At 53.2% G+C, this 566-nt stretch carries 1 pseudogene; it reads left to right on the top strand.

The features are described from left to right. Positions 1 to 326, top strand: a pseudogene (locus PORUE0001_RS01320) (signal recognition particle protein); the annotation flags it as partial. Positions 327 to 566: the final 240 nt, after the last annotated feature.

Below are 566 nucleotides of genomic sequence, written 5' to 3'. Positions count from 1 at the left end.
TCAAGAAGATGGGTAACCTAAAGGACCTCGTCTCCATGATCCCAGGAGTCGGCAAGATGGTCAAGGATCTCGATATCAGCAACGACGCCTTCAAGGGCATCGAAGCAATCATCCACTCTATGACCCCCGAGGAGCGTGCCAAGCCTAGCATCCTCGATGGCTCACGTCGCAAGCGTATCGCCGACGGTAGCGGCACCTCTGTCGCCGAGGTCAACAGGCTCATCCAGCAGTTTGACCAAGTGAGCAAAGTCATGCGCAAGATGCAAGGCGGAGGCTTGGGACGTATGCAAGCCAAGATGCAGAAAAAGAACAAGAAGCGTCGCTAGCCTGCTCAAATTCGCATCGCAAGCGACACGCCTAGAGAGACTTCAGTAGCATAGCTCAGGCCTCTCCCAAGGAGTAGCACGCTCTCCGTCAGCAGACGAGGAGCGTGCTACTCTTTTTTGAGTCTAAGCCACCGGTCCTCATTCGGAGTAGGGCTAACGCATCATGCAGGATGAGTTCATTCACAGCACACTATCAAGGAAATCGAGCAATTCTTCGGTGGAGATCTTTGAATTTCCAGT

The sequence above is a fragment of the Porphyromonas uenonis 60-3 genome, assembly GCF_000174775.1.
Lineage (GTDB): Bacteria > Bacteroidota > Bacteroidia > Bacteroidales > Porphyromonadaceae > Porphyromonas > Porphyromonas uenonis_A.
The sequence above is the reverse complement of the archived record's forward strand: the minus strand, read 5'-3'. Positions and strand labels throughout refer to the sequence as shown.